Raw genomic sequence first — 25,696 nt, 5'->3', positions numbered from 1 at the left:
TGTGCTTCAAATGGTGTTCGTTCAAGATATTTCTCTCGAACTTTGTCAGAATACAGGCTTCAATTATATGCTGCATCACGGGCTACTCTTATTACAGTGAATTCCAAGACCACACAAAATACAAGCACACTTCGAATCAGCAAACTGCTGCTGGAAATTCGCTGGTTGTGCCTGCTTGTCTTCTCGATCTATCTGTTTTTGATCCTGGTTTCACACAGCAGCCAAGACGACAGCTTTTCTCATGAATCCGGCAGTGCAGTGGTCAGCAACTTTGGCGGGGCGGTGGGCGCGCATTTGTCCGATCTGTTGTTTTTCATCGCCGGTTATTCGGCCTACGCCTTGCTGGGTTTGTCGTTTTTCATGTTGTGGCGCGCCCGCAAAATGGTAGACACCATTGACCTACCAGGATTTAGCGAGCCTTTGCCTAAATGGATTGCCTGGGTGCGGCCAATTGGTTTCATCGTGCTGTGGGTTGGCTTAATGGGGCTGGAATCACTTTCGGTTTTCAAAGGCGAAGGTTTGCCTGCGGGTGCCGGTGGTGTGGTGGGTCAAACCATTTCAAGCGTTTTTCAACAATTGTTGGGATTGTCTGGCGCTGTCATGCTGTTGCTGCTGTGCACCGCCGCTGGTTTAAGCGGATTGCTGGGCTTAAGCTGGGCTGTGATGGCTGAACGCGTGGGTGGTTTTCTGGAAGGCTTGGTCTTTAAAACCAAAGATTTCATTACTGCCTATTTTGACCGCAAGGAAGGCAAGAAGGTTGCTTTGGCGCGTGTTGAAAAAGTGGAGCAAAAACGCGAGAAGTTTGAAGAGCACAAGCCCATTCGAATTGAACCGGTGGCTGTTGCGGCCGAACCCTCTGTTCAGGCCATCAAGGAAAAGCAACAGCCATTGTTTGCTGAGTTAACCGAAACTGAATTGCCACCCTTGGGCTTGCTGGACGATGCCCCGGCCACCATTGAAACGGTGTCTGCCGATACCCTGGAATATACGTCACGGCTAATTGAGAAAAAACTCAGCGACTTTGGTGTACAGGTTCAGGTGGTCGCAGCCCAGCCCGGCCCGGTGATTACCCGTTTTGAAGTAGAGCCTGCGGCCGGTGTGAAAGGTTCGCAAGTTGTGAATTTGGCCAAAGACCTGGCCCGCGCGCTTAGCTTGGTGTCTATTCGCGTGGTTGAAACCATTTACGGTAAAAACCTGATGGGCCTGGAATTGCCCAACCCACGCCGCCAAGTGGTCAAGCTGACTGAAATTCTGGGTTCACAGGTGTACAGCACCAATAAATCACCAGTAACCATGGCCTTGGGCAAAGACATTGCAGGCAAACCAGTGGTGGCCGACTTGGCCAAAATGCCGCATTTGTTGGTGGCAGGCACCACGGGTTCAGGCAAGTCGGTGGGTATTAACGCGATGATTTTGTCGCTGCTGTACAAAAGCGGCGCCGAAGAAGTGCGGTTGATTTTGATTGACCCGAAAATGCTTGAAATGAGCGTTTATGAAGGCATTCCGCACTTGCTGTGCCCGGTGGTCACCGACATGCGCCAAGCTGCCAATGCGTTGAACTGGGCGGTGGGCGAAATGGAAAAGCGCTACCGATTGATGAGCAAAATGGGTGTGCGAAACTTGGCAGGTTACAACGTTAAAATTGCCGAGGCCAAGAAAAACGGCACCAGCATTCCAAACCCTTTCAGCTTGACCCCCGACGCACCCGAACCGCTCGACACCTTGCCGATGCTGGTCATCGTGATTGACGAATTGGCCGACTTGATGATGGTGGTGGGCAAAAAGATTGAAGAACTGATCGCTCGCCTGGCCCAAAAAGCACGTGCGGCGGGTATTCATTTGATATTGGCCACCCAGCGGCCCTCTGTCGATGTAATTACCGGCTTGATCAAGGCAAACATTCCCACCCGAATTGCCTTTCAGGTTTCTTCGAAAATTGATTCCCGTACCATTCTTGACCAAATGGGCGCAGAAGCGTTGCTGGGTCAAGGTGACATGCTGTTCCTGCCGCCAGGCTCTGGCGTGCCCCAGCGGGTGCATGGTGCCTTTGTATCGGATGAAGAAGTACACCGTGTGGTTGAATACCTGAAAGAGAAGGGTGGTGAACCCAACTACATTGAAGGCATTCTGGAAGGTGGTACTGTAGAGGAAGGTGGCAATGCCAGCATGGATGCCACCGCGGGTAGTTTTGATGGTGAGAAAGACGCACTGTACGACCAAGCCGTGGGCATTGTATTGAAGCACCGCCGGGCCTCCATTTCATTTGTACAGCGGCACCTGCGCATTGGTTATAACCGGGCTGCACGCTTGCTGGAAAGTATGGAACAAGCTGGTTTGGTGTCTGCCATGCAATCAAACGGCAACCGGGAAATTCTTGCCCGTGCTGAAGCTGGGCAAGACGACGACTAACCAAGCGGGTGTAGTTGGGTGAACTATATTAAGTTTGGTTAAGTGTGTTTACCACCACCAATACGCGTGCGTTAAATGGGTGTATTTCACCCACATGAAGCAACAAAGGAAGCAAAATTTCATGCAAGTTCAACAGTTTTTTAACCGCACAGCCGTGGTGTTTGCTTTGCTGATAGGGGCCAGTTCAAGCGCGTGGGCTTCTGCGCAAGAAGCATTGACCAGTTTTGTGAAAGACCGCGGGTTTGCTGAAGGCCAGTTTTCCCAAGTGGTTATTTCTCCAACAGGCGCTATAAAACAACGTGGCACAGGTGAATTTACTTTCTCCCGGCCCGGCAAGTTTCGCTGGGAAATCAAGAAGCCTTACCCCTTGCTGCTGCTTTCAAACGGCACCAATGTGGTTTCTTACGATGAAGACATGGGTCACGCCACAGAAAAGCCGATTGGCAACGCAATGGACTCTACCCCCGTGGCCTTGCTGTTCGGTAGCAAGAACGTCGACAAATTGTTCGATTTGAAAGACGAAGGCATGACAGATGGCAAAGAATGGCTTGTGATCAAGCCCAAAGACAAAGACAACCTGTTCGACTACGCCCGCATTGGCTGGAAAGATGGTTTGCCAGTAAGCCTTGAAATTCACGATGCCTTGGGGCAGGTGACTCAGCTTGAGCTGACGAATTGGGACTTTTCCAAGCAACGACCTGCTGCTTATTTTGACTTCAAAGCACCCGCCGGCGTAGACCTTATTCGAGCGCAATGACACCAGACCTGTTTGGCGACGATCCTTCGCACGCAAACCACCGATTTACAGGCGGCGAGGGTGTGCCAAACTCAGTCAAGGGCTCTGTGCCATTGGCTGAGCGCATTCGCCCAAGCCAGCTTGCTGAAGTAGTTGGGCAAACGCACCTGTTGGGGCCTGGCAAACCACTTACTTTGTTGTTCGAGCAACAGCACGTTCACTCGCTGATATTGTGGGGGCCACCCGGGGTTGGGAAAACCACGCTGGCCCGCCTGTTGGCAGGTGCCGCAAAAGCACAGTTTATTGCCTTGTCGGCCGTGCTTTCCGGCGTGAAAGAAATTCGTGCTGCCATTGACCAGGCCAGTGAACACGCCCGCGCCGGCAAGTCCACTATTCTGTTTATCGATGAAATTCACCGATTCAACAAATCGCAGCAAGACGCGCTTTTGCCTTTTGTTGAAACTGGGCTGGTCACCTTCATTGGTGCAACCACTGAAAATCCTTCGTTTGAAGTGAATTCGGCATTGCTTTCGCGTTCGCAGGTGTATGTGCTGAACAGCCTGAGTGCTGAGGATTTCTCGCTTTTGCTTGAACGCGCCCAGCTTGAACTGAGTACTGAGATAAACGTTGAAAGCGATGCGTTCGATGCCTTGTGTGCCTATGCGGATGGCGATGCGCGCCGTTTTTTGAACCTGCTGGAAATCACCTTGCTACAAACCAAGGCACAGGGCTTGAAAAGTCTTGATTTGCCCGCATTGAAGCAAATCGCCCCCTCGCAAATTCGCAGGTTCGACAAGGGTGGCGATGCGTTTTACGACCAAATTTCAGCCTTGCACAAATCGGTTCGCGGTTCCGATCCCGATGCTGCGCTGTATTGGTTTTGCCGAATGCTAGATGGTGGCGCCGACCCGCGTTACATGGCCCGGCGCATTGTGCGCATGGCTTGGGAAGACATTGGCCTGGCAGACCCACGTGCATTCACCATTGCCAATGAAGCGGCCCAAACTTACGAACGCCTTGGCAGCCCTGAAGGTGAACTGGCTTTGGCCCAGTGTGTGCTGTATTTGGCTGTTGCCGCGAAAAGCAATGCGGGCTACAACGCGTACAAGCAAGCCATGGCCCATGTCAAACAAAGCAGCTCAATGCCAGTGCCCATGCATTTGCGCAACGCGCCCACCAAGCTAATGAAGGAACTGGGGCATGGCTCAGGCTATCGATATGCCCACGACGAAGAAGCAGGGCATGCAGCAGGTGAGAGTTATTGGCCAGACGGCCTGCAGACCCCGAAATTCTATCAGCCCACCGACCGCGGCCTTGAAGGTAAAATTGCCGAGAAACTGAATTGGCTGGCCGAGCGCAATGCCAAAGCGGCTGAAAAAAAGTAAGAAGCGCCCGCCCAAGCCCTCACTGTGCTTTAAGTTTTAGTACCATCACCGCTATTCACACCAACCGCAATTCGAGAAACTTCCATGCTAGACATTCAACTGCTTCGCAAAGACCTGAACAATGTGGCCGATCGCTTGGCCCAGCGCGGTTACAGCCTGGACATTGAACAGTTCAACCAGCTGGAAGGCAAACGCAAGCAACTTCAAACCAGCACCGAAGAGCTGCAAGCCAAGCGCAACAGCTTGTCCAAACAAATTGGCCAGTTAAAAGCCAAGGGTGAAGATGTTTCCACTGTAATGGCAGAAGTGGCTGGACTGGGCGATGAATTGAAGCGAAATGAGGCTGACCTCACGGCGTTGCAAGAGGAAGTGAATGCATTCTTGTTGAACATCCCCAATTTGCCGCACGAGTCAGTTCCACAGGGCAAATCCGAAGAAGAGAATGTGGAGCTACGCCGCTGGGGTACACCCGCGAAGTTCGACTTCGAGGTAAAAGACCATGTGGACGTGGGCACAAACTTGGGGCTAGACTTCGAAACAGCCGCTAATTTGTCAGGTTCACGTTTTGCCGTTCTGAAAGGTCAAATTGCAAAGCTGCACCGCGCTTTGGCTCAGTTTATGCTGGACACTCACACCGAGCAGCATGGTTACACCGAGCATTACACACCCTACATTGTGCGTGGTGAAGCCTTGAAGGGCACAGGCCAATTGCCTAAATTTGCAGATGACCTTTTTTCAGTGAAGAAGGGCGGAGAAGAGGGCGCTTCAGAGCCTTTGTATTTAATTCCCACCGCAGAAGTTACTTTGACCAACCTGGTGGCAGACCAAATGCTGAAAGCCAGCGACTTGCCCATTAAAATGACAGCACACTCACCTTGTTTCCGGTCAGAGGCGGGCAGCTATGGCCGCGACACGCGCGGGCTGATTCGCCAGCACCAGTTCGACAAAGTGGAAATGGTACGCATTGAAAACCCTGAAAACTCCTACGCGGCGCTGGATGAAATGACCCAGCATGCCGAGAATATTCTTCAAAAGCTCGGCTTGCCTTACCGGGTCATTGTGCTGTGCACCGGCGACATGGGTTTTGGCTCTACCCGCACACACGACATTGAAGTGTGGCTGCCCGCCCAAAACACTTATCGCGAAATTTCCTCATGCTCCAACTGCGAAAGCTTTCAAGCGCGTCGCATGAAAACACGCTTCAAAAATGACGCCGGGAAAAGCGAGTTTGTGCACACGTTAAATGGCTCTGGCCTGGCTGTGGGCCGCACTTTGGTGGCGGTGCTGGAAAACTACCAGCAGGCAGACGGCTCTGTGAAAGTGCCTGAGGTATTACAACCTTATATGGGCGGTAAAACAGTATTGACCGCCTGAAAAACAGGTCGTGATTTTTTAAGCTTTTTGAACAGGTAGTAAAACCGGGCACAGCACGCAGGCCAATGCGGAAAGAATACTGAACATCCACAACATGGCGTGGGTGTCTTGCCCGGCGATTATGCTAACCAAAGCACCCATGATCAAGATCAAAAAGCCGATGGCGGTGTTGCTAACCGCAACGTAGGCTGAACGGGTTTCCGCGGTGGCCATGTCCACCAACAAGGTTTTGCGGCCCAAACGCACACCGGCCAAACACACTGAAGCACCGAAGTAAGCTGCGACGAACAGCACCAATGCGCTTATTTCAACTTCAAATTGAAGCAATAGAAGCACTGCAATACCTACTAAAGCATTCAATCCACTTGAAATGGCCATCAACACCCGGCTTGAATAATCGGCCAGTCGCCCCCACACGTAACCTGAAACTGTGTTGGCAAGGCCAGACACAATCAGAAACAGACCAATCAGTGCAGCATTGCCCAGCGCATCTTGAGCCAGAATAATCAACATGGGGGCGCCCAGCGATACGCTAAGTAGCAGGGTGCGAACAATTACGAAATTGCGAAATGGTTTGTCATCCTTAAGCAGTCGCAGCGATTTCAGCGCTTCAACTCCCGCATTGCCCCCACCTTCAGTGGCACCCGGTTCTTCACGAATCGCCCAAATTGCGGCTGAAGAGATAATCCAGCACAAACCAGCAATGCCGAACAGGCTGGCCAAAATTAACTCGTTGTTTTTAATTTGATTGTAAAAACCCAGGTTCAGCCCCAAAAGCAGGGTGAAAATTCCCGAAACGCTGGTGGCCAGGCCCATCAAAGTGCCCCGCCTGGATTTCGATATGGTTTTGCCCAACACATCTTTTGCAGCCACAGAGCAAATTCCCCGGGCAAAACTGAACATTAGTAATGCGCTGAACACCAGCCAAGTGGCTTGCTGTGCAGGAATATCCATGAACAAGGCGAATCCACAGGCCCACAAAGCCAAGCCACTTAACAACCCGCCAAACATCCACACATACTTCCGCAAGGCCTTTGCTCGAATTTTTGCAGCGATGAATAACTGCGGCAACAGTACGCCCGATTCCCGAATGGGCACAGCAAGGGAAACCAGCAACATTGGAGCGCCCAACAAACCCAATACCCACGGGAAAACCAGGCGCGCGCTGGCAATTTCATCGGCCAGTTTGGTGAAAAAGTTGCTAATCAGGTGCAGAAAGAAATTGACAGGCTGGTGCCGGCACGATTCATCAGGAATGTCTCTGCACACCCGGGCATCTTCGTCGCCAGTTATCAGGTCGTACAGGGCTGTGCTGGTGTCTTTGGTTTTTTGCATGGCGCTACTTTGGCAAAGAAAAAAGGCACCCTAAGGTGCCTTTCAATTAACGGACGACGCGGAAGTTAATTACTGAGCGCCTACTGTGGCCTTGATTGCGGCAATAAATTTCTCGCTTTGGGCAATGTTGCTGACCGTGGCCTCTAGGCCATGGCGCGCGGAGGCCAGCCGAATAAATCGCTCCATGCGGCGGGTTTCATGTTTATTCCAGCGCACGGTGAACGATACAACCCGATTGTTATCCACCCAAACATTACTCGGCTTTAAGAACATAAAATCACCGAGTGCGGCTTTTGGAAGCCCAATTTCACCCGTGGCATCTACCCCCGTGAATTGCACCAGCAGGGGCGTACCATTTTGCAACCAACTGTTGTGCTCAATGGCATCACAAAAAATTGAGCATGTAGACCAAGTCAGGCCGCTGTAACGCACCATGAAAGCCAAGCGTGACTCTTCAAAATTATCTGTTACATCTGAACCAACTGCAGCCAAGTCTTCAGGTTTTACCTTAAGAGAAAGAAGTTCTTGCTCCAAAGTACTATAGGCAACACTCGACCGAATTTGCTCCGGGATGGGCTTGACCTGCAGCCAATGAAATAGGCAATATGATCGGGTCAGGCGCTCAGCGATCGAACTCATGATTAACTCCTGAAAACTAGCAACAACGTTATTTGTACTATCCGCAGTGAGCATTCAGATTCAAAAAAATGAGCGCTGCAGAGTCTATTTAAATGGCAATTACGTGTTTGTGTGCCAATTAAAAATAAAGTTTCAAATATTGTTAACGTGGCCGGTCTAAATAGGACTACACGAGCTGAAAAATAGTCAAGATCAGGCTGCTTTTTCCCGACCTTTTTGCTCCTGAATCTGGCTTTTTGTCGATTGTTCAGCCAAAAACTGGGGGAGAAGATCGTCCCACTCGGGATTCAAGGATTCAATCAGCAGCAAACGCATGTCACGAGGCCAATTCCTCACCCGGCGCAAACGTGCCACAAATTTGTCGTGATCAGACCAAACTTCAAAATAAACCAGTCGGTCTAAGCGATGGTAATGCGCATAGTCACGGCGTAGGCCTGCATGATGCTCATTCATTCGGGAAAGCAGACAGGCTGCATCACCCAAATACAAAGGGCCATTCGGTTTGGTATTGGACAAAATGTAGAGCCAGTACTTTTCTTGCTTTCGGGCGGTTTCATCTTGGCTGTAATCCGGGGTCGTACTCAATTCATCCTCCGCACAGATTAATAAAAAATAGAAATCAAGGTCTGTCAGTACAATGCTTACTAATTGTATGTGTATTGCTATTTATGAGGTCACCATTTCTCACTCTTAAGGGGTGTGGCCATCGCTATTTTTGCCCGATGTTCGGTGTTACTATATTGATGGACAGTTATTTTCTTCGCTAAAATTTAATTTACATTTTTAAATTTCCATTTAAAAATCAAGGGCTTATATGCTTACAGCTATCCTCGTGGATGGTCCCTTCTTCATTCGCAGAATTCGTCAAATCTTTCCAAGTTCGGTGCATCATGATGCAAAGGTCATGGCAGATTTGGTTTGGCGCCTGTCGGCCGCGCATTTGTTCGAACGAAACCAACCCAAACGGCATTTGTTCCGTATTTTTTTCTACGACACACCTGTTTTCACTCAACGAGTGACTCTTCCAATTTCAAAACAACAAATTGACTTGTCAAAGTCGAAGGAAGGGCAATTCCGGGTGGCTTTCCAGCGACAACTTCAGCGAAAACGAAAACTGGCAGTGAAACTGGGCGAGGCTCGCGAAGCAGACAACTGGAAGCTCAACGAAGACGCAATGGCTGATTTGCTGGGAAAACGCATCTCGGTCGACGATTTGGCTGATGAAGATTTCACCCCTGATTCTCACCCCAAAGGTATTGAACTCAGGATGGGCGTGGATTTGGCCACTTTGGCATACAAGCGTCAGGTTCAACAGGTCGTTTTACTGACAGGTGATGGTGCGTTTTCCAGCGCTGCTGAATTGTTGCGCCATGAAGGAGTAGATGTGGTGCTAGATCCCATGTGGCAAAACATTTCTGAAGATCTGTTTACTTACATCGATGGGCTTCGATCGACGTGCCCCCCCCCCGAGCGTGCTGCCGATTTTCTGGCCAGAATTGGATCAGACAATTACGACCACGAAGACCTTCCCACAGAATAAAAAAAGCCCACGTTGAAGTGGGCTTTTTCCGCTGACAATGCATGAATTAATCGCCCATGCCTTCCGCGTAAAGATCATTGATGCGGTCCTTGAATGCCTCAATTACCTTTACCCTTTTTACTTTCAGTGTGGGTGTCAACAAACCGTTGTCCACAGTCCAAGGCTCTTTGGTTGTGATAATTCTACGTACGCGAATGTACCGAGGTAGATGCTGAAGACGCTCGTTCGCACGTTTAATCAACTCTTTCTCATTGGAATTGGCGGTTACTGCGATCATTCCAATAAAGGGTCGCCCTTCACCAATCAAAACAATTTGCTCAAAAACATCATCACCTACAATGGCAGTTTCAGCGTCTTGTGGTGAAAACTTTTCGCCGTTCGACAACACCATAATGTCTTTGATGCGGCCACGAATATAAATCCGTTTGTCTTTAATTTCCGCCACGTCACCAGTGTGCAACCAACCGTCTGAATCGACCGCGCTTTGGGTGGCCTCCTCGTTTTGCCAATACCCCATCATGATATTGGGGCCGCGGGCAAGCAGTTCATCGTTTTCACCGAGCTTGACTTCAACATTGGGCAAGGGAGGGCCCACAGATTCAGGCACATTGCCTTCAGGCCGATTCACGGAAATCACAGGGCATGCCTCTGTCATGCCATAGCCGTGAAGTATCGTCAAACCCATGGAGATAAATGCCTTGGCGATGTTGCTGTCCAAGGCCGCACCGCCCACCACGGCTACACGTAATCGTCCACCAAGGCGTTCAAGGATGGGCTGCGCTACTTTGGCGCGCAGCAAAGGCAACTGGAAGTGATCAACGATCCCGCCTTTTCCCTGTTCCATGCGCCAGCCGACATCAACCAGTTTTTCGAATGCTTTGCGCTTGAATCTTGAATCTTTTACCGATGCCTGAATCCGTCCGTAAAATTTCTCGAAAATACGCGGTACGGCAAACAATACGGTTGGAGCCTGGGTGGCCAAATCCTCTGGCAACTGATTGATGCCCCGCGCGTAAATTACCTTTGCGCCTGCTCGCAAAGGCAAGTAGTACCCACCAATTCGCTCAAACATGTGCGACATGGGCAGGAAAGACAAAAACACATCGTCAGGTTGCGCAATGTCAAGCTGAAAACAACTGTCAACGTTGGCTATTACATTTTTATGTGAAAGCATGACACCCTTGGGTCGACCGGAGGTGCCCGATGTGTAGCAGATCGTGGCCAGAGTGTTTTGCTCAAGATCCAAAAGCTCAAACGGCTCCACTTTCTTTTCAAGGCTCTTCAGCAGTTGCAGGGCGTTTTCAACGCCATCGGCATTCTTTTCAATTTCAGACTTCAAAGAAAGCACACGGATGTCGCTCAGCCCCTCTTTAAGCAAGTTGCGAGCGATTCGATCGTTCTCTACCAACACGGCTTTGGAGCCTGAATCCTGGATGCAATAACAGATGTTGCTGGCGTTGTCATCGACATACAGAGGGACTGATACCAGCCCCATCGCTACGGCTGCCTGGTCGAAGGCCACCCAATGCACGCTGTTTTTCAAACAAATGGCGACACGGTCACCTTTTTGTAAACCCATTGACCGGAAAAATGCCTGCCAGCCACGCGCCATGTCCAGCATTTCGCGGGCCTTGAAGTCGACCCATTCGTTGTCGATAAACTGGCGGTACAAAACACGATTTGGTGTGTCGTCGTGTTGGAACAAGAAAGTGGCGATGTTCGCCATAAGCTGATCTCCCGAGTCTCTATTTTTTATTAAATTGCCCGTAGTGTACTGAACTGTTCAATCAATGATATGAACAGTCATTCTAGAATCAATTTTTGCATGCTGCATGACGCCAAGTAGGCTTCGCGCAGGTTGATCACCCAAGCGGGCACACTTATTCACCTTACACCTCGATTGCACTTGAGGCCACTGGTAAGAAACCGACTTCAGTGAACCTGCGATGTAAACAACATTGCCTTTTCCAGGTTGGGGTAAATGGGCGGGCTAACACGTTCGTGCTAGGTCATTTCTAGGATACCTCATGAGGTAATTCATTGCGTATCCTGAGGGCTTGCTGGAACGATTGAACTGCGAGACCCAATGACCACTATCCTGAATTCTGCTCTCTGGCATACCTGTGTATTGATTGCCACTGGATTGTGGCTGTATGCCGTTCCATTGCTTTCATATGGCCTTGAGATGAGTGTACCCGCAGGTGTTCAGGACATTGGAAAGAAGCTTCAGCTCAAAAGCACCTTGTCAGGTATTCCAGAGGGCACTGAATCGCAACTGCGCTCTACCTGTATGCGTTCTAGAATCCAGTCAATCGACACCGCCACGAGTGGCCGCACAATCGATGTGTGGGTGAACTTTGAGCCAACTATCAGACAGGGGGGCATGGTCGAGTTTGAATCCGTGTCACCAATCAATCATGCTTTGGTGCAACTTGAGTTGGTCTCTGAATGCCCGTTGCTTACTTTCACGAGCCGCTGGACCTTGATCATGAATCAAAACCAGTCCGTGCCAGAGCAAACCACAGAAACCGGTAATACAAAGCTTGCAAGCAATAATTTTGATCCAGCCAGCTCTTCAATATTGGCAAAATCGCGTATATCGCCTACCCGCAGAATTAATTTGACACCCGCTTACGACGCGCCAAATTCGACTCCGAATGTTGTGGAAAAGCATATGGCTGAGTCGGTTGCCGTTAACGAATCGCAAGCGGACACACCGATAAAGTCCACTGACGAGCCTATACGCATTGCTTCATTGGGCACAAACTTAATTGGAAATGGATTGATAGAGAGCCGAAAGGGCACTGGTTCATCGCACAGTGGCCTGGGGTTGAATGATGAGCAGAGTATCGGTTCAATTGGAGCTTTAGGACTTAGTCAGTTGCATTTGATGGCACTGGCAACAGGCCTGCTAATCCTGACAGTGTTGATTTACCTAACACGAAAATACAGGCTGTTTGGTGGGGCTTCAATTCGCAAAGGTCGCCCGTCAGGACCTTCCTCCATGCACGAGCCCCAACTGACAGAGTTCCGGCACAATGCCGAGCTCGATACCAGTTTGAAGAACCCAGTGAATGAGGTTTCCCATTCACCAGAAGTTTTTGGTCAGGATCGCTTTTTGGAGTCTTTGATTGCCCACGATGAAGATTCCACATTCCAGAACGAGATGGCATCCCCGCCCCACACCGACGATACGAATTTACAAGATGTATCAAGCCGTTCGTCACTTAAAATCAGCCTTGAGCTGATTAATCGCGCGGACAGCAGAAAGTGGAACTTGCCAGAGGCTTACCACGGCTTGATCGAGCAAAGAAATCGTTCGCTTGAGCAGTCGAAGATGACAGAGGCACTTATTTTGCGCAGTCAGATTGGGCTTGTTGAGTTGGCATTTCAAGATGCAAAGCAGGGCGGATCCACTCAATCACAAACTGCACTGGACTTGCTGATGCTGGTACTTGGTGAGCATTTATATGATGCAGAGGTTTACCCATCCCTTGGGGTTCCCGACGTAGTCAAAAGTCACGTGCGCGCGAAAATGTGCGAAATTTCCGGTGCAGATCTTCGTCAATTGCTGCGTGAAAACTTGGTAAATTTAAATACTCAAGTAAACAGTTCTGCGCTTTGTTTTCACTTGGACGCTTGGCGGGAGTTTTTAAGTGAAGAGGGCATGTTGAGCTAAAAGGCGTTTGTTCAAACCCCCAAAGTTTCTTCCAGGGATTCAATTTCCACCATTGCTTCAAGTAACTCATTTTCGGCGAGTTCCAGGCGTGCTGAAACTGAATTCCGTTCTTCATGGTGCTGAGCTGCTTTTTTTGCAGAATCCGAATCACTGTAATTGCATTTTGCGAGGGCGTCGTCCAGCGCAGCCAATTTTGGGCGGTCCGCTTCAATCTGCTTCTCGAGTTTTTTCACCTGATTATTCAATTGCTTCAAACGCTGGCCGGCCGCCTGGCGATCGACTGGCGCCGCGACGGTGGCCTGGGCTTTCACGACTGGCTTGTTGCCAGAACCTAAATTCTGCTTGTTTCGTTGATTGTCGGCATTGGTTTCCTTGCGCAACAATTCAGCATAGTCGTCAAGGTCGCCTTCGAACTCCGTTACTGCGCCTTGGTGCACACGCCAAAAACGGTCAGTGATCGATTCCAGCAAATGCCGGTCGTGGGAAACCATGATCAGCGCGCCTTCAAATTCCAGCAGGCTGCTGGCCAGGGCCTGACGTGTAGCAATGTCCAGGTGGTTGGTTGGTTCATCCAGTAGCAGAAGGTTAGGGCGCTTGTAGGCCAGTAAGGCCAAGGCCAAGCGCGACTTTTCGCCTCCAGAAAAACTGCCCACCAATTGGCGCACCTTGTCGTCACGGAAGTGATAACGAGCCAAAAACTCCCGGGCCTTTTGTTCTGATATTTGCCGTTCAAGGCGTGACATGTGCTGCAAGGGCGTGGCATTCATGTCCAGTGATTCGATTTGATCCTGGGCAAAGTAGCCGTAAACAAGCCCTTTGCCTTCCACACGTTCGCCACCCAGCATGTCACGCTCGCCCACCAAAGTTTTTACCAAGGTGGTTTTGCCGTTTCCGTTCGCACCCAACAAGCCAATTCGATCACCGGGGCGAAGTTCCAGGCTGATGCTTTTTAAAATCGGGGCAACGCCTTCGTAACCACAATCACTGCGATTCAATACCACCAAGGGGTCGGGGCTTTTGTGCGGCTCCATGAATGGAATAGCCACATGTGGCTCAACTTGAAGGGTTTCAATCAGCTTGATCTTTTCAAGGCGCTTTACACGGCTTTGGGCCTGTTTGGCCTTGCTGGCTTTGGCCTTGAAGCGGTCAACAAACTTCTGCAGCTTTTCCATTTCACCAGCTGCTTTGCGATTGGCCTGGCTTACCTGGTCAGCACGCTCGGCAAATGCGCGTTCGAATGCTGAATACCCACCGCTGTACTTGGTCAGTTTTACGTTGTTCAGGTGTACTGTGTGGGTACACACTTCATCCAGAAAATCACGGTCGTGAGAAACCAGAATCACGGTGCTGTTGACCTGCTTGATCCATTGCTCAAGCCACACCACAGCCTCAATGTCCAAGTGGTTGGTGGGTTCATCCAGCAATATCAAATCTGCTCTGGAACCCAAAACCTTGGCGAGGTTCAAACGCATTTTCCAGCCGCCTGAAAACTCGCCAACCTTGCGTTGCAGGTCCTCGGTTTTAAAACCAAGACCGTGCAAAATGGTGGCCACGCGTGCTTCTGCTGTGTAGCCATCCAGGTTTTCAAGTTCTTCGTACAAGTTGCCCAGCTGCTCCATGTCGCCACTTTCTTCAACGGCATGAATTTTCTGGCGTACCTCATGCAGGGCGCGGTCACCTTCCAGGGCGAAATCAATCACGCTGAGGTGGTTGGCGGTTACCTCCTGATCAATCCAGGAAAGGCGCCACACCTTGGGCAAGTCAATACTGCCCTGGTCGATGTGAAGTTCGCCCAGCAATGCGCTAAGAAAGCTTGATTTGCCCGCGCCGTTGTGACCGATCAGGCCCACTTTTTCGCCAGGAAACAGGGTAAGTTCAGCGTTGGTTAAAATGGGCTTGCTGCCACGCGCAATGCTAAGGTTATTGATTTGAATCATTGAATGGGTTTAGACCAAGTCTTCTTTGTTAAGTAAAAACACCTGTTCGTCACCTGCCGAGGTTTCAAGCCAAATGGGATTTAAATGCGGAAATGCGGCTTCGAAATGAAGTTTTTCATTGCCCAACTCAACCACCAAAAAGCCACCATCTTTCAGGTGCTTGGGTGCTTGGGTCAAGATCTCTTGAATCAGGTCCATACCACTGTCGCCACCGGCCAAGGCCATTCGGGGTTCGTGCAGGTATTCAGGCGGCAACTTCTTCATTGACGCTTCGTTCACATAAGGTGGATTCGTCAAAATGAAATCGTACTGTTTGCCATTCAAGTTTGAAAACAGATCGGACTTTACGGTGTGCACGCGTTGCTTCAAGTCGTGAAGGGCGATGTTCTCGCGAGCCAGTACCAATGCATCTTCAGACAGGTCAACTGCATCCACTTCAGCATTTTCAAAAACATGCGCAGCCAGAATGGCCAGGCAACCCGACCCAGTGCACATGTCCAGAATGTCAAAGGGCATTTCAGGCGCGTTAACCCAAGGCGTGAATTGATCTGCCAACATTTCCGCGATGAAAGAACGGGGAATAATGACCCGCTCATCCACCTTGAATGAATGACCTTGTAACCAAGCTTCGCCAGTAATGTAACTGGCGGGCTTGCGATCAATAACCCGCTGGGTAATAAAACGCAGCAGGCGAGACGATTCCTGTGCGGTTACGCGTGCGTCCCAGAAAGGGCTTAAGTCGCCGATCGGCAAATGCAATGCTGATTGCACCATGTAAATGGCTTCATCAAATGCATTGCTTGATCCGTGGCCGAAAAACACATTGCCGCGGCGCATTTCAGTGACATAAAACCGCACCCAATCGCGCACAGTGTGCAGTTCCTTGGGGTCGACTGCAATGTGCACTGCGTGGTCCTGATTCATGAATTGCCTTTGCTGAAATCTGTTTGCCCAATGGTTAATTCACCGTTGAGCTCAACCACCGGGCGTTTAATAATGCTGGGGTATTCCAACAGAAGTGCCTTGGCACCTTCGGGTGACAGGGCTTTGATTTGCATGCCTTCGTCCAGCCCGCGCCAAGTGGTGCCTTTGCGGTTAATAACCATGTCCAGTCCGAATTCAACAATCCATTCGTCCAGCAAATCTGCTGGCACGCCGTGTTTCTTGAAATCGTGAAAAAGCACTTCAATATTGCCTTCCTTCAGGGAAGCAATCGCCTTTTTCACACTCGAACAGTTGGGTATTCCGTACACCTTGGCAGTCATTCTGATGGGGGCTCCTTATTCTGCGTTGCGCAGCAATTCATTGATACCGGTTTTGGCACGGGTTTTCGCATCAACACGCTTCACAATTACTGCGCAGTACAGGCTGTATTTTCCACAGGCACTTGGCAGTGAACCACTTACCACCACTGAACCAGCTGGGATTCGACCGTAAGTGACTTCACCGGTTTCGCGGTTGAAAATTTTGGTACTTTGGCCCAAATACACGCCCATGGAAATGACAGAGTTTTCTTCCACAATCACGCCTTCCACCACTTCGGAACGTGCGCCAATAAAGCAGTTGTCTTCAATGATGGTAGGGTTGGCTTGCAGGGGTTCCAATACGCCACCGATGCCCACGCCACCGCTCAAGTGCACGTTTTTACCAATCTGTGCGCATGAACCCACTGTGGCCCAAGTGTCGACCATGGTGCCTTCATCGACATAGGCGCCGATGTTCACGTAGCTGGGCATCAATACCACATTCTTGGCGATGAAGCTTCCGCGGCGGGCCACTGCTGGGGGCACCACTCGGAAACCGCCTTTCTTGAAGTCTTCTTCGGTGTAATCCACAAACTTGGTGGGCACTTTGTCGTAAAACTGCGTAAATCCGCCCGCAGCCATGGGCTTGTTGTCTTCAAGGCGGAAAGAAAGCAGCACCGCTTTTTTAATCCACTGGTGGGTAACCCAGTCGCCACCTTCTTTGGAACACACGCGCAACTCGCCAGTATTCAGTTTCTCAAGCACGTCGCCCACGGCAGCGCGCACGTCAACCGGTGCAGACGATGGTGAAATCTCTGCACGGTTTTCCCATGCGGCTTCGATAATGGTTTGATGATTTGTTGTCATGGTTATTTCCTGTGTCAGGGTATGTTTTAAATTTGTTTTGCGATTCGATTGGCGGCTTCGTTGCACTCATCAAGGCTTGCAACCAAGGCGATTCGCACATGGTTTGCGCCTGGGTTGTAACCGTTCACTTCGCGACCCAAAAAGCTTCCGGGCAACAGGGTAACATGCGCTTGCTCAAACAGCGTTTTTGCAAATGCCGTATCGCTTTGGCCCACATCGGCCCAAAAGTAAAAGCCTGCAGGTGGAATACGCAGCTGTAGCTTGCTTTCCAGAATGGCGCTAAATGCTTTGAATTTTTCAGTGTACAAGCGGCGGTTTTCGGCCACATGTTCTTCGTCGTTCCATGCGGCCACACTGGCCATCTGGATGGTGGTGGACATCGCCGAGCCATGGTAGGTGCGGTAACGCAGGAACGCCTTGATTAAATTGGCATCGCCCGCCACATAGCCCGAACGCAAACCTGGCGCGTTTGACCGTTTTGAAAGACTCGAGAACACAATCAGATTAGTGTAACTGGACCGGCCAAGGCGGCTGGCTGCTTCCAGTCCACCAATTGGGGCCGCGGTTCCATCTAGATAAATTTCTGAATAACACTCATCCGATGCAATCACGATGTTGTATTCATCGGCCAGATCAAACAGCTTTTGCCAGTCTTCCAGCGTATACACCGCACCAGTGGGGTTGTTCGGCGAGCACACATACATTAATTTGGTTTTGGCCAACACATCCGGGCCAAGCGCGTGAAAATTCGACAAGCCTGTTTCAGGGTCAATGTTCACAAATACCGGACAGGCACCCCCCAGAAACGTTGCACCTTCATAAATTTGGTAAAACGGGTTGGGAAAGGCCACATGGCTGCCAGCCTCACATCCGTCCAGCACCACTTGTGCGAATGAAAACAGCGCTTCCCGAGAACCCAAAATGGGCAACACCTGCGTTTCTGGATCAACAAGTGCGTCGAAGCGGCGCAATATCCAGTCGGAAATGGCCTTGCGCAACACAGGCAGGCCCTGCGTGCCGGGGTAAACCGACAATCCATCCAGATTATCAATCAAGGCTTGCTTGATCAACTCAGGAGTAGGGTGCTTGGGCTCGCCAATCGACAAATTTACGTGCGCAAGCCCACCTTTGTGTTGCACCCCTGTGTACAGGGCACGTAGACGTTCGAACGGGTATGGCTGAAGTTTGTCTAGATTTTTCAATGCGTTCACCGAAATTGCTGCATTAGCCACGAGTAGGGTTCATGGTTAAAATGGAATCAAGTTCAACTTTGGGCAAGGGCTGAAAGCTGGCATGGCGGTGCTCTGCCACCACTGTGGTGTAAACGCCGCCGCGCACATACCATTTTGCGGTCAGTTTCATGTACCGAGGGTCGGTTGCGGCCACCAGGTCGTCCAGAATCTTGTTGGTTACCGCTTCATGGAATGCACCTTCCTCGCGGTAGCTCCACATGTACATTTTCAGGCTTTTCAGCTCAACATTTTTTTGGTTGGGCAGGTAGTCGATCACCAAAGTGGCAAAGTCGGGTTGGCCAGTCAACGGACAAAGGCATGTAAATTCAGGCACTTCGATGTGAACGTGGTAGGGCCGGTCCGGGTTTGGGTTCGGGAAAGTTTGTAAATCTCGGCTGGGTTTGTTGCTCATGCTTCTCTCGTGGGCCTTCAGGGCACAAAGCCGTGTGGCGTTAAACAAATCAATCATCCTGCCAACTAAGGGCAGGGTGCCCGGCGTAAAGCGCAAAGGCTTTGCTATTATAAGGTCAGCGGGTTTTCAAGTTCCCGTGGGTTGAAGTTTTTATTCGTTCTATTGGTCTCATTTCCACCTCATCGTGCGATTAACTCACATTCGTTTAGCTGGCTTTAAGTCATTTGTTGAACCGACGTCCTTCGCCGTGCCCAGTAATCTGGTTGGGGTGGTGGGTCCGAACGGCTGCGGAAAATCGAACATCATCGACGCTGTGCGTTGGGTGTTGGGTGAATCCAAAGCGTCGGAGTTGCGTGGCGAGTCCATGCAGGACGTTATTTTCAACGGCTCTACCAACCGCAAGGCAGCATCTCGTGCCAGCGTGGAACTGGTGTTCGACAACGCCGAAGGCCGGGCAGGTGGCAGTTGGAACCAATATTCCGAAATTTCCGTGAAACGCGTGCTGACACGCGACGGTGCATCAACCTATTACATTAACCAGCAGGCGGTTCGCCGTCGAGACGTTCAAGACATTTTCCTGGGCACTGGCTTGGGTCCCCGCGCTTACGCCATCATTGGGCAGGGTATGATCGCCCGAATTATTGAAGCCCGCCCCGAGGAACTGCGCATTTTCCTCGAAGAAGCCGCCGGGGTGTCGAAATACAAAGAGCGCCGCCGCGAAACGGGCAATCGCTTGGCCGATACCCGCGACAACCTGACCCGAATTGAAGATATATTGCGCGAGCTAACCAGCCAGATAGAGCGCCTTGAACAGCAAGCCACCGTGGCACGCCATTTCAAGGAACTGGAAGAAGCGAAAAATACCAAACAACGTCTGCTCTGGATTATTCGGTACACCGAAGCGCTGGAACAGAAAAACACTGGTCAAGCCAAACTTGAACGGGCCAAAGCCGATCTGGAAGCCATTCAAAGCAAGTCGATCAGCACGCAAACTGAGCTTTTCGCTGTGCGAGAAAAGCAGGTGGATGCCCAGCAGCAATTGGAAAATGATCAAACCCAATGGATTGAAGCCAACCGTCAGGTTAGTCGCCTTGAAGCTGATTTGCGGGTAATGGCCGAATCGCGCGCCCGCCTGGGTGCGCGCGTGGCTGAACTTGAACTTGAAATTCAAAACTGGACCGTGCGTGAAGAAGACGCCAAGGCCCGTCTTGAAGAAATTAGTGGCTCGAGCGAAGAACAACAGGCCGAACTTGAAGAACGAATTATTGCACTGGAAGAAGCCGAGCTGGCAGTTGAGCCGGTTGAGCAGGCTTTGCAGGCGGCAAGGTCAGCTGTTGATCAGAAGCGCGCTGGCGTCATGCAGATTCAGCAGTCTTTGAGCCAAATCTCATCGCAGCAAGAATCTGCAAGCCGTGCTGAAACCACGATTCAAGTAAAACTTGACCGGCTTGAGAGCGAAAAACAGCAAATTGCGGCGCCCTCTGTGCATGATCTTGACGAGGTCCAAGCTCGCGTCCTTTCCCTTGAAGCCGAACTTGCTCAAAGTGCAACGCAATTCAATGAGCTGGAAAGCAAGTTGGCCAACAGCAACAGTGAACTTGATCATGTTCAAGTGGCCTTCAACTCGGAGCGCGACAAGCATGCCAATGCGCAAGCGCAATTGCAGGCGCTCGAAAACCTGAATGATCAACTGGCGGAAAGCGCAGAACTGAAGCCGTGGGTTGAATCCAGTGGCCTGGGTGAAACCCCGCGCCTCTTGGGCAAGCTCCAAGTAGAGCGCGGCTGGGAAAGGGCGCTGGAATCGGCCCTGCGTGAGTCGCTGGACAGCTTTCAGGTTCGTACACTGGACATGGTTGAAGGGTTCGCCAAACAGCCACCACCTGCGCGCGTTGCGTTTATGGAGTCTTCGCCTGCCAACACCAATTTGCCTGTTGGTCCTGAAGATCTGGCCAGCCTTGTGCGCAGTTCAGACTCAGCCACCCAACAGTCATTGGCGCAGCTTCTGGCCGGCTATTTGATGGCCCCAGATTTGCAGGCTGCGCTTTCCAAACGCAAAAGCTTAAATCCGGGCCAACGAGTTTTCACACCCCAGGGGCATTGTGTTAGTTCCACGGGCGTGTCGTTTTACGCGGCTGACAACGCGCAAAGCGGCAGGCTCGAACGCCAGCAACAAATCGACGCACTGCGCACCGAAGTTCGAGCGCTCGACATGTTGAAAAACGAGTCCATGGCCAAACGCGATCAGCTTCAACTTCGTACCGGCGAGATGAAAGCCAATGTGGTTCAGGCCCGCAACCTGGTGGAAAGCCTGACCAAACGCCTTCATGAAGCCCAGGTGCAGTTAATCCGTTTGCAAGAACAGCAAAGCAGGGCAGACAGCCGCCGTGAGCAAATTGGGCTGGATGTGGCCTTGCTGCAAAGCGAGCTGGAAGAACAGCGCGCTATTTTGTTGGAATCCGAAGACAAATACGCAGAACTTGACGAGCAACTGGCCGTGGCCAGCGATGCACTGGAAAGCCAGAAAGACCGGGTAACCGAGGCAGAGCAGGTGCTTCGCGACAAGCAGGCGCAGGTTCAAAATGCCTTGCGCAAAAAACAGGACGCCGAATTCAACATTCGCAATCAGGAATCGCGCCAGCGTGAATGCGAACGCGACATTGCATTTGCAAGCAGCCAAATTCAACAAATCCAGCAGCGCAAGCAACTTGCCTTGGCTGAACTTGAAGGGCTTTCTGAAATTGAAGGTCAGGAATCGCTTCAAGCTGCGCTTGAAGAACGCGTGGTGGCCGAGGAAAAAGTCGCTGTATCGCGCGATGCACTTGAACAGATCATGAGCAAGGTTTCCGAGCTTGAGCGCACCGAGAAAGAAAGCGACAAGCTGGCCGACCCGCTGCGTGATGCAGTGCAAGATTGGGCGCTAAAAATTCAGGCTGCCGAGTTGACCATTGAACAATACAAAAATTTGTTGGATGAAGTTCATGCCGATGTAAACGAATTAAGTGCGCAACTCGTTGCCTTGGAGGTGCCGCCCAAGGCGTCTGTGTTGCAGGCGGAAGTTACCCGCCTGACCAACAGCATGCAGGAATTGGGGGCGGTGAACCTGGCTGCACTCGATGAACTGGCTGCGGCCACGGAAAGAAAGTCTTTCCTGGACCAACAGGCTGGCGATTTGATTGAAGCGATGGAAACCCTGGAAGATGCAATCCGCAAAATTGACAAAGAAACTCGCGACTTGTTGTCTGAAACTTTCGGTGTGGTAAATGGTCACTTCTCACGTTTGTTCCCAAAACTGTTCGGTGGCGGCGAGGCACGTTTGGTGATGACAGGCGACGAAATTCTGGACGCTGGCGTGCAGGTGTTTGCTCAGCCTCCAGGTAAGAAAAACGGCACCATTCATTTGTTGTCGGGTGGTGAAAAGGCGCTTACAGCCACTGCTTTGGTCTTCGCAATTTTTGAATTGAACCCGGCGCCGTTCTGCTTGCTCGACGAAGTGGATGCACCGCTGGACGACGCAAACACCGAACGCTTCACGCGTCTGGTGAAACAAATGTCTGAACAAACCCAGTTTTTGTTCATCTCCCACAACAAGATCGCCATGGAAATGGCCCAGCAGCTAATAGGCGTTACGATGCAGGAAAAAGGTGTTTCCCGAATCGTGGCTGTTGACTTGGCTGCTGCAGAAAAAATGGCAACGGAAACAGTATGAATGACTTACAACTAACCCTGTTGATTGTTGGTGGTGGTGGCATTGCCGCCATGATCGGATACAACTGGTGGCAAGACTACCGCTTGCGCAAGCAAGCAACGGAACGTTTTGGTGAAACTGACCAAGATCCTTTGCTCAACAATAATTCAAGCAAACAAAACTACGAACGAACCGAACCTGGGTTTACTGGTGCGCAGGACCAAAGTATCGGTACCTATCAAGGCGATTCGCAAAAAGAACTTTCGGGTGAATTTACCGATCCGCTGTCAAACAGTGATGGCTCCGTAAGCGACCTGACAATCAACGATGAAAACCTGAAAAATGAACCACAAAATTTAATCGACAAAAAAATATTTGCTGATTTCATCATTCGTTTTGATGAGACCAAAGATGCAAACACCTGGAAATCGCTGACTGACGGACTTGAACAAATCAACCGCAAGCGAATTGTTTATTCGGCAAGCCCTGACTCAGCAGACAGCATTGAAACCTTGTGGTTCAAGGCCCAGCCCTACCAAGGCATGGCAAAGTCGCTGAAAGCCAGTGTGCAAATTGCCAATCGAAAAGGGCCGCTGAGTTCAATTGAATTTTCCGAAGTGCTTGGAAAACTCAAACGGTTCGCTGAAGATCAAAACGCTGACATTGAATTTCCTGAGATGAAAGAGGTCGTGGCCAAAGCGGAAACACTTGACCAAGCCGCCGCTGCGCTCGACACCCTGCTGGGCCTTCATTGCCTATTGCCCGATACCGTGCAGGAAAGCATAGCGGTGGACATGTTGGCTGCGGCTGGCTGGGTCCAAAAAGGTCATCAATGGTTCTTGAGCGACAGTTCTGGAACCCTGGCCACGATGGTGATCCACAACGCACCGGGCAAACGTCTGCTTAGCTTTAGCATTGATGTTCCAAATTCGGCAGAACCGATTAAAGCCTTGGGCGATATCGTCACGGTTTGCCACGGCATGAACGAAAAATTCGGTGCCCCCCTGATGGACGATTCAGGCCGTACCCTGAGCACTCAAGCCATTGAAGGCATATACAACCAACTGATCGAAAGAGTCCGTGATTTGACCGACTCAGGTTTCAAACCCGGCACACCTATCGCCCGCATATTGTTTTCATGAGTAATCTGGATTTGTTCGAACATGGCAGTGGCGAACCCTCGTCACCAGCGCAGCCGGCGCAGGCCATGCGCAGCATGATTGATCAGCTTGATCGGTGGGAACATGCGTACTACGTGCTAGATGCTCCCGAGGTTCCCGATTCCGAATATGACCGCGTTTACCGGGCGCTGCAACAACTTGAAGCTGATCACCCAACTTTGATTCAAAGCGATTCACCCACGCAGCGAGTAGGTGGAAAACCCTCTGAGGGGTTTGAACAGGTTAAACACCGCGTGCCGATGCTTTCTTTGGGCAATGCGTTTGACGACAGCGATGTCATCGCCTTTGACCGCAGGGTTAAAGAGTTGGCAGATTTACCAGCCAACACCGCGATCGACTACGCAGTCGATCCGAAGTTTGATGGACTCGCCATCTCGATTCATTACAAAAACGGATTGTTCGAACAGGCCATTACACGCGGCGACGGCACCGTGGGTGAAGACGTGTCGAGCAATGTCAAAACGATACGCAGCTTGCCATTGAAACTAAAAGGCGACAATCTGCCCGCGCATCTTGAAGTGCGCGGCGAAATCTTTATGTACAAAAAAGATTTTGCACAAATGAATGAACGCCAAGCCGACTTGGGGCTCAAGGTGTTTGCAAATCCACGCAATGCAGCGGCAGGCACCATTCGTCAGCTCGACCCCAAAATCGCAGCCAGCCGACCTCTGCGATTCTTTTGTTATGGCGCCGCTTTGAGTCGAGACCAGTTGCGCGAATTGAAGAATCAATCTGCCCTGATGAGGTGGCTAGCCGGTATGGGCCTGCCAGTTTCGCAGTTAAGCAAGAGCGCTAAAGGCGCGCAAGGTCTGCTTGACTACTACCGGCATGTAGGCGATAGCCGCATCCACCTTCCATTTGAAATTGATGGCGTTGTGTACAAAGTTGACTCTTTCGATCTGCAAGATCAACTCGGTTTTGTGGCCAAGGCACCACGGTTCGCGGTAGCGCATAAGTTTCCGCCCGACGAAGTGCTCAGCCGCATTTTGACTATTGAAGTACAAGTTGGCCGAACTGGCTCAATTACGCCAGTGGCCAAACTGGACCCAGTCAAGGTTGGGGGTGTGATGGTGTCGTCAGCCACCTTGCACAATCTGGATGAAATTCAGCGCAAAGATCTGCGCGTCGGCGATCAGGTTTTGGTTCGTCGCGCAGGCGATGTAATTCCCGAAGTACTACCATTTTCCGGTAACTTGCGAAGTGCTTCCAGCGTGGCATTTCAAATGCCTACCCAATGCCCCATTTGTAATTCACTGGTGCGCAAAGAAGAGGGTGAAGCCGCCTTGCGCTGCACAGGTGGCCTGGTTTGCAAAGCGCAACTGACCCAATCCATTATCCACTTCGCGCACCGCCGGGCCATTGACATTGAAGGCCTTGGCAGCAAGCTGATCGAAGTGTTGGTCGAAAAAGAATGGGTGAAAACACCAGCTGATTTGTTCCGCCTCCAATTCGAAGACATCGTTCAACTTGAACGCATGGGTGATAAGTCTGCCCGCAATTTGCTCGACAGCATTAACAAGGCCAAGCAAACCACCTTCAGTCGATTTTTGTTCGGGCTGGGTATTCGACATGTGGGAGAGGCAACTGCTCGCGACCTTGCCTCCCATTTCAACAGTGTTGAAAAGCTGATCGGTGCAAGCATCGACGAGCTTTTGGAAGTGAATGACGTGGGGCCAATTGTGGCCGAATCAATCCGACAGTTTTTCGATGAGCCAGCGAATAAGCAAGTGGTTCGAGAGCTAATCGATTTGGGCTTGGAATGGCCCGAAGCACAAGCCCAGACCTTTGACGAAACACATCCTTTTTTTGGTAAAACATTTGTGCTGACCGGCAGCCTGAGCCAGTATAGCCGCGATGAAGCTGCTGCGTTAATCGTTGAACGCGGTGGCAAAGTCAGCGGCTCGGTGTCGAAAAAGACAGATTTTGTTTTGGCAGGGGAGTCTGCAGGAAGCAAGCTGGACAAGGCCGCTGGTCTGGGTATCACCATACTTGATGAGACGACATTTCAAGGTATGCTTTAATTATCGCTCGAACTAATTAA

The 25,696-nt window shown here is 50.9% G+C and carries 19 protein-coding genes; 9 read left to right on the top strand and 10 right to left on the bottom strand.

The window, feature by feature from the left end:
* Window positions 1–96: 96 nt before the first annotated feature.
* From NSP04_RS10125 to serS, 4 genes are all read left to right on the top strand, one after another.
* Window positions 97–2,409 (top strand): DNA translocase FtsK, encoded by a 2,313-nt coding sequence (locus NSP04_RS10125; RefSeq protein ID WP_257512207.1) that lies wholly within the window; start codon window positions 97–99, stop codon window positions 2,407–2,409.
* 121 nt (window positions 2,410–2,530) lie between these two features.
* Complete coding sequence (lolA, locus tag NSP04_RS10120) at window positions 2,531–3,166, top strand: outer membrane lipoprotein periplasmic chaperone LolA (RefSeq protein WP_257512206.1); 636 nt, start codon at window positions 2,531–2,533, stop codon at window positions 3,164–3,166.
* Window positions 3,163–4,530, top strand: a complete 1,368-nt coding sequence (locus NSP04_RS10115; protein ID WP_257512205.1) for a replication-associated recombination protein A — start codon at window positions 3,163–3,165, stop codon at window positions 4,528–4,530. Before lolA ends, NSP04_RS10115 begins: the two co-directional genes overlap by 4 nt.
* A gap of 84 nt (window positions 4,531–4,614) precedes the next feature.
* The gene (gene serS / locus NSP04_RS10110; protein WP_257512204.1) at window positions 4,615–5,904 is read left to right on the top strand and encodes a serine--tRNA ligase; all 1,290 of its coding nucleotides are present in this window, start codon (window positions 4,615–4,617) and stop codon (window positions 5,902–5,904) included.
* Window positions 5,905–5,922: 18 nt separating this feature from the next.
* Here the strand turns inward: serS and NSP04_RS10105 are convergent, their stop codons facing one another.
* The 3 genes from NSP04_RS10105 to NSP04_RS10095 all read right to left on the bottom strand — a co-directional run bounded on the left by NSP04_RS10105 (window position 5,923) and on the right by NSP04_RS10095 (window position 8,463).
* The gene (locus NSP04_RS10105) at window positions 5,923–7,239 is read right to left on the bottom strand and encodes an MFS transporter (protein ID WP_257512203.1); all 1,317 of its coding nucleotides are present in this window, start codon (window positions 7,237–7,239) and stop codon (window positions 5,923–5,925) included.
* Between the two features lie 69 nt (window positions 7,240–7,308).
* Window positions 7,309–7,932 carry a hypothetical protein gene (locus NSP04_RS10100; protein ID WP_257512202.1) on the bottom strand — a complete coding sequence of 208 codons (624 nt, stop codon included), beginning with the start codon at window positions 7,930–7,932 and terminating at the stop codon, window positions 7,309–7,311.
* Window positions 7,933–8,070: 138 nt separating this feature from the next.
* A complete protein-coding gene (locus NSP04_RS10095) occupies window positions 8,071–8,463 on the bottom strand; it encodes a GIY-YIG nuclease family protein (protein ID WP_257512201.1) in 393 nt (130 codons plus the stop codon).
* A gap of 319 nt (window positions 8,464–8,782) precedes the next feature.
* On the opposite strand from NSP04_RS10095, the gene NSP04_RS10090 reads away from it, so the two are divergent.
* The gene (locus NSP04_RS10090; protein ID WP_257512200.1) at window positions 8,783–9,418 is read left to right on the top strand and encodes an NYN domain-containing protein; all 636 of its coding nucleotides are present in this window, start codon (window positions 8,783–8,785) and stop codon (window positions 9,416–9,418) included.
* Window positions 9,419–9,464: 46 nt separating this feature from the next.
* On the opposite strand, the gene NSP04_RS10085 is transcribed toward NSP04_RS10090, so the two are convergent.
* The gene (locus NSP04_RS10085) at window positions 9,465–11,144 is read right to left on the bottom strand and encodes an AMP-dependent synthetase/ligase (RefSeq protein ID WP_257512199.1); all 1,680 of its coding nucleotides are present in this window, start codon (window positions 11,142–11,144) and stop codon (window positions 9,465–9,467) included.
* 360 nt (window positions 11,145–11,504) lie between these two features.
* On the opposite strand from NSP04_RS10085, the gene NSP04_RS10080 reads away from it, so the two are divergent.
* Entirely contained in the window at window positions 11,505–13,097 is a 1,593-nt protein-coding gene (locus tag NSP04_RS10080; protein WP_257512198.1) for a hypothetical protein, read from the top strand.
* A gap of 11 nt (window positions 13,098–13,108) precedes the next feature.
* Here NSP04_RS10080 and NSP04_RS10075 read toward each other — a convergent pair whose 3' ends face one another.
* Genes NSP04_RS10075 through queF form a run of 6 tightly spaced genes read right to left on the bottom strand, consistent with a single transcriptional unit; the run spans window position 13,109 to window position 18,789 of the window.
* The gene (locus tag NSP04_RS10075) at window positions 13,109–15,034 is read right to left on the bottom strand and encodes an ABC-F family ATP-binding cassette domain-containing protein (protein ID WP_257512197.1); all 1,926 of its coding nucleotides are present in this window, start codon (window positions 15,032–15,034) and stop codon (window positions 13,109–13,111) included.
* 9 nt (window positions 15,035–15,043) lie between these two features.
* Window positions 15,044–15,958 carry a 50S ribosomal protein L3 N(5)-glutamine methyltransferase gene (gene prmB, locus NSP04_RS10070; RefSeq protein ID WP_257512196.1) on the bottom strand — a complete coding sequence of 305 codons (915 nt, stop codon included), beginning with the start codon at window positions 15,956–15,958 and terminating at the stop codon, window positions 15,044–15,046.
* Window positions 15,955–16,299 (bottom strand): ArsC/Spx/MgsR family protein, encoded by a 345-nt coding sequence (locus NSP04_RS10065; protein ID WP_257512195.1) that lies wholly within the window; start codon window positions 16,297–16,299, stop codon window positions 15,955–15,957. Before NSP04_RS10065 ends, prmB begins: the two co-directional genes overlap by 4 nt.
* 15 nt (window positions 16,300–16,314) lie before the next feature.
* A complete protein-coding gene (dapD, locus tag NSP04_RS10060; RefSeq protein WP_257512194.1) occupies window positions 16,315–17,145 on the bottom strand; it encodes a 2,3,4,5-tetrahydropyridine-2,6-dicarboxylate N-succinyltransferase in 831 nt (276 codons plus the stop codon).
* Window positions 17,146–17,171: 26 nt separating this feature from the next.
* A complete protein-coding gene (dapC, locus tag NSP04_RS10055; RefSeq protein ID WP_257512286.1) occupies window positions 17,172–18,356 on the bottom strand; it encodes a succinyldiaminopimelate transaminase in 1,185 nt (394 codons plus the stop codon).
* Between the two features lie 13 nt (window positions 18,357–18,369).
* Complete coding sequence (gene queF / locus NSP04_RS10050; RefSeq protein ID WP_257512193.1) at window positions 18,370–18,789, bottom strand: preQ(1) synthase; 420 nt, start codon at window positions 18,787–18,789, stop codon at window positions 18,370–18,372.
* Window positions 18,790–18,973: 184 nt separating this feature from the next.
* On the opposite strand from queF, the gene smc reads away from it, so the two are divergent.
* Genes smc through ligA form a run of 3 tightly spaced genes read left to right on the top strand, consistent with a single transcriptional unit; the run spans window position 18,974 to window position 25,676 of the window.
* The gene (gene smc / locus NSP04_RS10045; protein WP_257512192.1) at window positions 18,974–22,495 is read left to right on the top strand and encodes a chromosome segregation protein SMC; all 3,522 of its coding nucleotides are present in this window, start codon (window positions 18,974–18,976) and stop codon (window positions 22,493–22,495) included.
* Window positions 22,492–23,616, top strand: coding sequence for a hypothetical protein (locus tag NSP04_RS10040; RefSeq protein WP_257512191.1), 1,125 nt, complete (start codon window positions 22,492–22,494; stop codon window positions 23,614–23,616). Before smc ends, NSP04_RS10040 begins: the two co-directional genes overlap by 4 nt.
* Complete coding sequence (gene ligA / locus NSP04_RS10035; RefSeq protein ID WP_371825011.1) at window positions 23,613–25,676, top strand: NAD-dependent DNA ligase LigA; 2,064 nt, start codon at window positions 23,613–23,615, stop codon at window positions 25,674–25,676. Before NSP04_RS10040 ends, ligA begins: the two co-directional genes overlap by 4 nt.
* Window positions 25,677–25,696 lie beyond the last annotated feature (20 nt).

Origin of the sequence: Limnobacter parvus, assembly GCF_024623725.1 — a bacterium.
GTDB classification, from domain to species: Bacteria; Pseudomonadota; Gammaproteobacteria; order Burkholderiales; family Burkholderiaceae_B; genus Limnobacter; species Limnobacter parvus.
The sequence above is the reverse complement of the archived record's forward strand: the minus strand, read 5'-3'. Positions and strand labels throughout refer to the sequence as shown.

What these genes read in the sequence shown, in the direction of transcription:
- NSP04_RS10085 (WP_257512199.1), bottom strand. Translation starts at nt 11,144, where the DNA reads ATGGCGAACATCGCCACTTTCTTGTTCCAACACGACGACACACCAAAT.
- NSP04_RS10090 (WP_257512200.1), top strand. Translation starts at nt 8,783, where the DNA reads ATGGCAGATTTGGTTTGGCGCCTGTCGGCCGCGCATTTGTTCGAACGA.
- lolA (WP_257512206.1), top strand. Translation starts at nt 2,531, where the DNA reads ATGCAAGTTCAACAGTTTTTTAACCGCACAGCCGTGGTGTTTGCTTTG.
- queF (WP_257512193.1), bottom strand. Translation starts at nt 18,789, where the DNA reads ATGAGCAACAAACCCAGCCGAGATTTACAAACTTTCCCGAACCCAAAC.
- NSP04_RS10075 (WP_257512197.1), bottom strand. Translation starts at nt 15,034, where the DNA reads ATGATTCAAATCAATAACCTTAGCATTGCGCGTGGCAGCAAGCCCATT.
- NSP04_RS10065 (WP_257512195.1), bottom strand. Translation starts at nt 16,299, where the DNA reads ATGACTGCCAAGGTGTACGGAATACCCAACTGTTCGAGTGTGAAAAAG.
- NSP04_RS10100 (WP_257512202.1), bottom strand. Translation starts at nt 7,932, where the DNA reads ATGCTCACTGCGGATAGTACAAATAACGTTGTTGCTAGTTTTCAGGAG.
- ligA (WP_371825011.1), top strand. Translation starts at nt 23,613, where the DNA reads ATGAGTAATCTGGATTTGTTCGAACATGGCAGTGGCGAACCCTCGTCA.
- dapD (WP_257512194.1), bottom strand. Translation starts at nt 17,145, where the DNA reads ATGACAACAAATCATCAAACCATTATCGAAGCCGCATGGGAAAACCGT.
- NSP04_RS10105 (WP_257512203.1), bottom strand. Translation starts at nt 7,239, where the DNA reads ATGCAAAAAACCAAAGACACCAGCACAGCCCTGTACGACCTGATAACT.
- serS (WP_257512204.1), top strand. Translation starts at nt 4,615, where the DNA reads ATGCTAGACATTCAACTGCTTCGCAAAGACCTGAACAATGTGGCCGAT.
- NSP04_RS10115 (WP_257512205.1), top strand. Translation starts at nt 3,163, where the DNA reads ATGACACCAGACCTGTTTGGCGACGATCCTTCGCACGCAAACCACCGA.
- NSP04_RS10040 (WP_257512191.1), top strand. Translation starts at nt 22,492, where the DNA reads ATGAATGACTTACAACTAACCCTGTTGATTGTTGGTGGTGGTGGCATT.
- NSP04_RS10080 (WP_257512198.1), top strand. Translation starts at nt 11,505, where the DNA reads ATGACCACTATCCTGAATTCTGCTCTCTGGCATACCTGTGTATTGATT.
- prmB (WP_257512196.1), bottom strand. Translation starts at nt 15,958, where the DNA reads ATGAATCAGGACCACGCAGTGCACATTGCAGTCGACCCCAAGGAACTG.